The 5,785-nt window shown below is 57.6% G+C and carries 5 protein-coding genes; all 5 read right to left on the bottom strand.

Annotated elements, in window-relative coordinates:
* On the bottom strand, window positions 1–1,396 hold a 1,396-nt coding region (locus RTS12_RS19770; RefSeq protein ID WP_312531699.1), incomplete at its 3' end, for a nucleobase:cation symporter-2 family protein.
* Window positions 1,397–1,691: 295 nt separating this feature from the next.
* Window positions 1,692–2,441 (bottom strand): GntR family transcriptional regulator, encoded by a 750-nt coding sequence (locus RTS12_RS19775; protein WP_312531701.1) that lies wholly within the window; start codon window positions 2,439–2,441, stop codon window positions 1,692–1,694.
* 146 nt (window positions 2,442–2,587) lie between these two features.
* Window positions 2,588–4,084, bottom strand: a complete 1,497-nt coding sequence (locus RTS12_RS19780; RefSeq protein WP_312531703.1) for a tripartite tricarboxylate transporter permease — start codon at window positions 4,082–4,084, stop codon at window positions 2,588–2,590.
* Window positions 4,085–4,095: 11 nt separating this feature from the next.
* On the bottom strand, window positions 4,096–4,569 hold the full coding sequence (locus tag RTS12_RS19785; RefSeq protein WP_312531706.1) for a tripartite tricarboxylate transporter TctB family protein: 474 nt from the start codon (window positions 4,567–4,569) through the stop codon (window positions 4,096–4,098).
* A gap of 53 nt (window positions 4,570–4,622) precedes the next feature.
* Window positions 4,623–5,603: a tripartite tricarboxylate transporter substrate binding protein gene (locus tag RTS12_RS19790; protein WP_312531708.1), complete on the bottom strand. Its 981-nt coding sequence runs from the start codon at window positions 5,601–5,603 to the stop codon at window positions 4,623–4,625.
* Between the last annotated feature and the right edge of the window lie 182 nt (window positions 5,604–5,785).

Raw genomic sequence — 5,785 nt, forward strand, 5'->3', positions numbered from 1 at the left:
CGTCCTCAAGCGGTGCCAGATCGGCAAAGCGCAAGGTTCGTTCGGCCGCGGCACCGAACACCGAAGGCGCATCCGAGTTTCCGGCGGTGAAATGGTTGAACAACAGGTTCAGCGAGATCGCCATGAGCGCGGAAGAGCTGATACCCGAGTGGAAAATCGTCTCAACCCATGCCGGGAACTGGTGGTAAAAGGTCGGCAAAACGATTGGGATCGTGCCAAAACCGATCGAGGTTGCCACGATGATCAGGTTCATGTTGTTGACGTAATCGACCTTTGACAGCGTGCGAATGCCGCTGGCGGCAACGGTGCCGAACAAGACGATGCCCGCGCCGCCCAGCACCGGGCTGGGGATTGCAGCAACCACACGGCCCATGACAGGCAGCAGACCAAGCGCCACCAGGATCAGACCACCCGTTGCCACGACATAGCGGCTTTTGACGCCCGTCACGGCAACCAGACCGACGTTCTGGGCAAATGCACTTTGCGTGAAAGAGCCGACAACCGGCGCCAGCATGCTGGACAGCATATCAGCGCGCAGCCCGTCGCCCAGACGCTTGGAATCGACCTTGGTTTCGACGATGTCACCCACGGCGAAAATATCAGCCGAGGTCTCGACCAAAGTTACCATGATCACGATGAACATCGACAAGATCGCGGCAAAACCAAAGGTCGGATAGCCAAAGTGGAAAATCTGCGGCAGCGAGAAGATCGGCCCCTGCGACACCTGCGAGAAATCCGTCATGCCGGTGACATAGGCAAACAAAGTTCCCAGCACCAGCGCCAGCAAGATCGACAGGCGCGAGATCGCTGCATTACCGACTTTGCTTAGCAAAAGCACGATCACCATCGTCAGACCGGCCAGCAGAATATTCGACTGGCTGCCGAAATCTGGTGCATTGCGGTTTCCGCCCATGGCCCAGCCACCGGCGACGGGCATCAGGGTCAGACCGATCGTGGTAATGACAATCCCCGCCACCAATGGTGGAAAAAAGCGCGTAATGCGTGAAAAGACCGGAGTTATCAGCAGGCCCAGAAATGAGGCCGCGATCACCGAGCCAAATATCGCGGGCAGGCCACCATTGCCAGCGATGGCGATCATGGTCGCAACGCCTGCAAACGAAACCCCCTGCACCAAAGGCAGCTGGCAACCAAAGAACGGCACGCCAATGGTTTGCAGAATAGTTGCGACACCACCTGCGAAAAGTGAGGCGGTGATCAGAAGGCCAATCTCAGCCGGGGTCAAACCTGCGGCCTGTCCGACGATCAAAGGAACGGCGACGATCCCGCCATACATCGTTAAAATATGCTGAATGCCATAAGCCAGATTTGCAAAGAGGCTAAGCTTCTCATCCTCTGGCCGGGCGGATACTACATCCTTGTTGGTAACAGTTTCCAAAGCAATCTCCCCTCCCATCGCAAGTGCACGTCGGCACTGGCAAGATTGCCGGAGCCTACCGGGAAAATTCGGGCAGATCTTTTACGGAAATTTTTAAGCTGTCTTAAGATATGGCATATAATGATTGCGCCAAGCGTGAAGCGTGGGTGCGGTCAGAACGGGGCCAGATTGTCCCGTATCATGCTGGCACAACCGCTATGCGTCCAGAAATATTTGCAAGATTGGTTAAATATTGCAGCGCCTTATCGGTCAGGGTGATGCATTTTGGGGCGGCGTTGCAACGGGAAAAGCCCGCTCAAGCCACGCCGCTTGTGCCCATATGCTTGGCCAACAGCGCCAATTGCTCAGCATCTGCACGGTCGCGGTGCTTTTGATGCAGCTGTCGGGCCAACAGCCGGTCCCCTGCTGCGAGTGCTGCCAAAATGCCACGATGTTCCAGATCCGACTGCTTGGGAATCGGTCGCAGCGCCACCACCATCACGCGCGCGCGGTACTGGCGTGCCCAATAGGTGCCAATGGCTTCTTGCAGATGGGGGTTGGCGCAGGCCGCCACAATCAAGGAATGAAAGCGGTCATCCAGCTCGGACCAGCGCGGAATATCACCTGAGGCCGTCGCCCCCTCCATTTCGGTCAGGATCTGGGCAAGCTCGTCGAGCAGCTCAAGGCTCAGACCCTGTGCCGCGGCCAGCTCGACCGCGCGCACTTCGAGCGCGGAAAAAATATCCAGAATATCGGCAATGTCCTGCAGCCCCAAGGGTCTGATGGTGACGCCCCGGCGCGGGCGGATATCGATCAGCCCCTCTTCCTCAAGGCGGATCAGCGCCTCGCGTACCGGTGTCCGTGACAGGCCAAGCAGCGCGGCAATCTCGGCTTCAAGCAGGGTCGTTCCGGGGGCAAGCCTGCCGGTCAAAATCCGATAACGCAGATCAGCATAGGCCCGCTCGCGCGCACCCAGTGCCGAGACATTGCGCCCGACACCCGGACGCAGCCAGTCGGTCTGACGATACAGATGTTTGCGCTGGCTGCGACTGTCAGCAGGGGACATGTGCGCCACCCTCCGGCTGGGGGGGCGCGAATAGGGCAGATTTTGGGGGCAAAGCAGGTATTTTCATAACCACCACGATATTATCCGAAGCGGATTTAGCGCGCTTGCCCGTGATTGGCCACGGGCAAGACAGGGCTCACGTTGGGCTAGTTGACCGCGACACTTCGCGAACTCATCAGTGCCTTGCGAACCAAGGGCGCCAGCCAGACGAGGATGGTCAAAACCCCCAACCCTGCCGCAATCGGCCGGTCGAAAAATGCCAACATATTGCCGTCGGCCTTGATCATCGAGGTAATGAAATGCTGCTCGAGGAGCGGTCCAAGGACAAGGCCAAGGATCGCCGGCGCGATCGGAATATCACTTTCCTCCATCAGGAAGCCCAAGATCCCAAAGCACAGCATCAGGATGATCCCGAAAATCGAGTTGGTGATCGCAAAGGCACCGATGATGCAAAACATCAAGATGATGGGCATCAGCACGCGCTGTGGCACGGCCAGAATGCGGGTCGAAGTGACAATCGCCAGCCAGCCCAATCCGATCATCATGATATTGGCCAACAAAAAGACGATAAAGAGGGCGTTGATCAGCTCTGCCTGATTCAGAAAGATCATCGGGCCGGGGTTCATGCCCTTGATGTACAGAACACCGATCACGATTGCGGTGATGGAATCGCCCGGAATTCCGAATACCAGCGCCGGAATCCATGCGCCGCTGACTGCCGCATTGTTGGAAGCGCCAGCCTCGACCAGCCCCTCGATATGGCCTTTGCCAAATTTTTCCGGCTCGCGCGAAAAGCGCTTGGAAATGGCATAGGAAATCCACGCTGCGATATCCGCACCTGCCCCCGGCAAGGCACCAATGACCGTTCCGGTCACGTTGCCGCGCAGCATCTGAACGGGATAGCGCTTAAGGATACGCCATTGGCTGGTGATCATGCCCTTGGTCGATGGGCGCAAGGGCGGCGGCAATTTATGCCCGCGCGCCAGATAGCGCAGCACTTCGGCAAAGGCGAAAAGGCCGATCATGGCGGGAATGAAAGAAATACCGCCAAGAAGGTCGATATTGCCAAAGGTATAGCGTGGCTCGGCGGTTGGGTTATCCATCCCCACGCAGGCAGCCACCAATCCGATTATCAGCGACACCAGCCCGCGCAGAACCGAACCTGGCGAGACAAAAACCGCCGCAGAAAGTCCCAGCAAAACCAGCCAGAAATATTCGAACGAGGAAAACTTCAGCGCCAGCTCTGCCAGTATGGGTGAGGCGACGATCAGCACGATGGTGCCAAAAATCCCACCAATGACCGAGAAGATCAGCAATGTCCCAAGGGCTTCGGCCCCTTGGCCATCGCGGGTCATGCGGTAGGCATCATCCACATATGCGGCACTGGCGGGCGTTCCGGGAATGCGCAAAAGCGCACCGGGAATATCGCCGGAAAAGATCGCCATGGCTGATGCGGTGACAATCGCGGCGATCGCGGGCACGGGGTCCATGAAGAAGGTGATCGGCACCAATAGCGCCGTGGCCATGGTCGCGGTCAATCCGGGGACGGCGCCGACAAAAAGGCCGAACAGCCCCGAAAGTACCATGACCATCAGGACATAGGGGTCAAAGACCATGGCGAATGAATGGGCGAGTGTGCTCATTTATCTTGTCCTTACCACGGTAACGAGAAAAGTTCACCGCGCGGCAGCGGCACGTACAAAAGCTTGCCAAAGGCGAATTGCAAAACCACCACCGTCGCAACCGACATGAGCAGCGAAAACAGTGGTGGATTGCCCATCAGCAGCATCATTCCCAGCACCAGCGCAAAGCTGGCCAGAGTAAATCCCAGCACATTCAGCACTACGATATAGGCCACGACCATCAGACAAGCTGCAGCCAGCTTTGCCCAAATTCGACCGCTTTTGCCCCAGTCGGTCAAAGCGGCAAAGCGCGCCGTGCCCGCTTCCTTGGTGCCCTGAAAGCACAGACATGCCCCCACGGTTAACGCCATGAAGGAAATGACGCGCGGCAGCGTTTCGGCCCCGTATTTCTGGCCAGGCAATGGCGAGAACTGCAAGGAACTTAGAAACAGCAATATGCCTGCCAGCAGGACGATCACGCCCAGTCCCAGATTTCCTAATTTCATCTTTTGCCCCTCAGATGGGAAAAAGGGGGCCACGCTTCAGCGCGGCCCCTGTCTTATTTCGCCAAACCGGCTTCTTTCATGATCGCCCCCAAGCGGGCGTCGTCATCAGCGACAACTTTGGCGGTTTCATCTGGCCCGCCCCAGCGCAGGCCAAAGCCCCGCTCTTTCATAAAGTTCTGATATTCCGGGCTATTATAGGCTTTTTCCAGCGCATCGACCAAACGCGCCCGCACTTCGGGGGGCATATCCTTGGGCGCGGCAATCGTGCGCCAGACCGAAAGCTGCCAGTCTGATCCGGTTGCCTCTTTCAGGGTCGGAACGTCGGGAAAGACCTCTTGGCGTGTGTCCGACATGCTGGCAAGCGCGCGCACGCGGCCTGCATCAATCAGCGAGCGCCCCTCGGCCAAAGAAGAGGGTACCAGCTGCACGCCGCCCGCGACCATATCGGTCAGCCCTGCTGCTGCACCTTGGCTGGGCACCCATGAGATGTTTTGCACCGGGATGCCCTCGGACATCAGCCAGCCCAAAAGGTTAAGATGCCAGATCCCGCCCTGTCCCGTCCCCGAGGCCTTGATGGTGCCCGGCGGGTCGTTCTTGATCGTGTCACGCAGCTCGACCGCGGTTTGCCAGGGCGCATCGCTGGCCACCATCAGCCCGCCCGGATCTGCATTGACCATGGCCAGAAAATCGAAATTCTCATGGGTCAGATCAGTCAGGCCTTGCCAATGCATCATGTCGATTTCAATGGTCACGACACCGATCGTATAGCCGTCTGGCTTGGCATTCGCGATGGCCGAGTGGCCAACCACGCCCGAACCACCCGTGCGGTTCACCACATTGACTGGTTTGCCCAGCTCTTTTTGCAGCATTTGGGCAAAAATGCGTCCGACGGCATCTGTGCCACCGCCCGCCGCCCAAGGCACCACCATCTCAATCGGTCGTTCGGGATATTCGGCATGCGCAGCCAATGGCGCCATTAGCGCCGTTGTGGAAATAAGCGCAGTCAAACCATGTAGAATGGTTCTACGTTTCATCAGATCTCCTCCCCAGGATGGGGTACTGTCCCCGATAAAATCATCTTTCCTTAATGTATACGTTGTCAACGATCCTGTGGGCGTGCTGCGATTTTTTTACGTTTCGTCAGGTTTGCAAAATATAATCAATGGGCACCTCGAAAAATTGCCGTGACGACGCTGCCATCGTAGGATGAGGGGGG

The sequence above is a fragment of the Paracoccus sp. (in: a-proteobacteria) genome, from assembly GCF_032007265.1.
Lineage (GTDB): Bacteria > Pseudomonadota > Alphaproteobacteria > Rhodobacterales > Rhodobacteraceae > Paracoccus.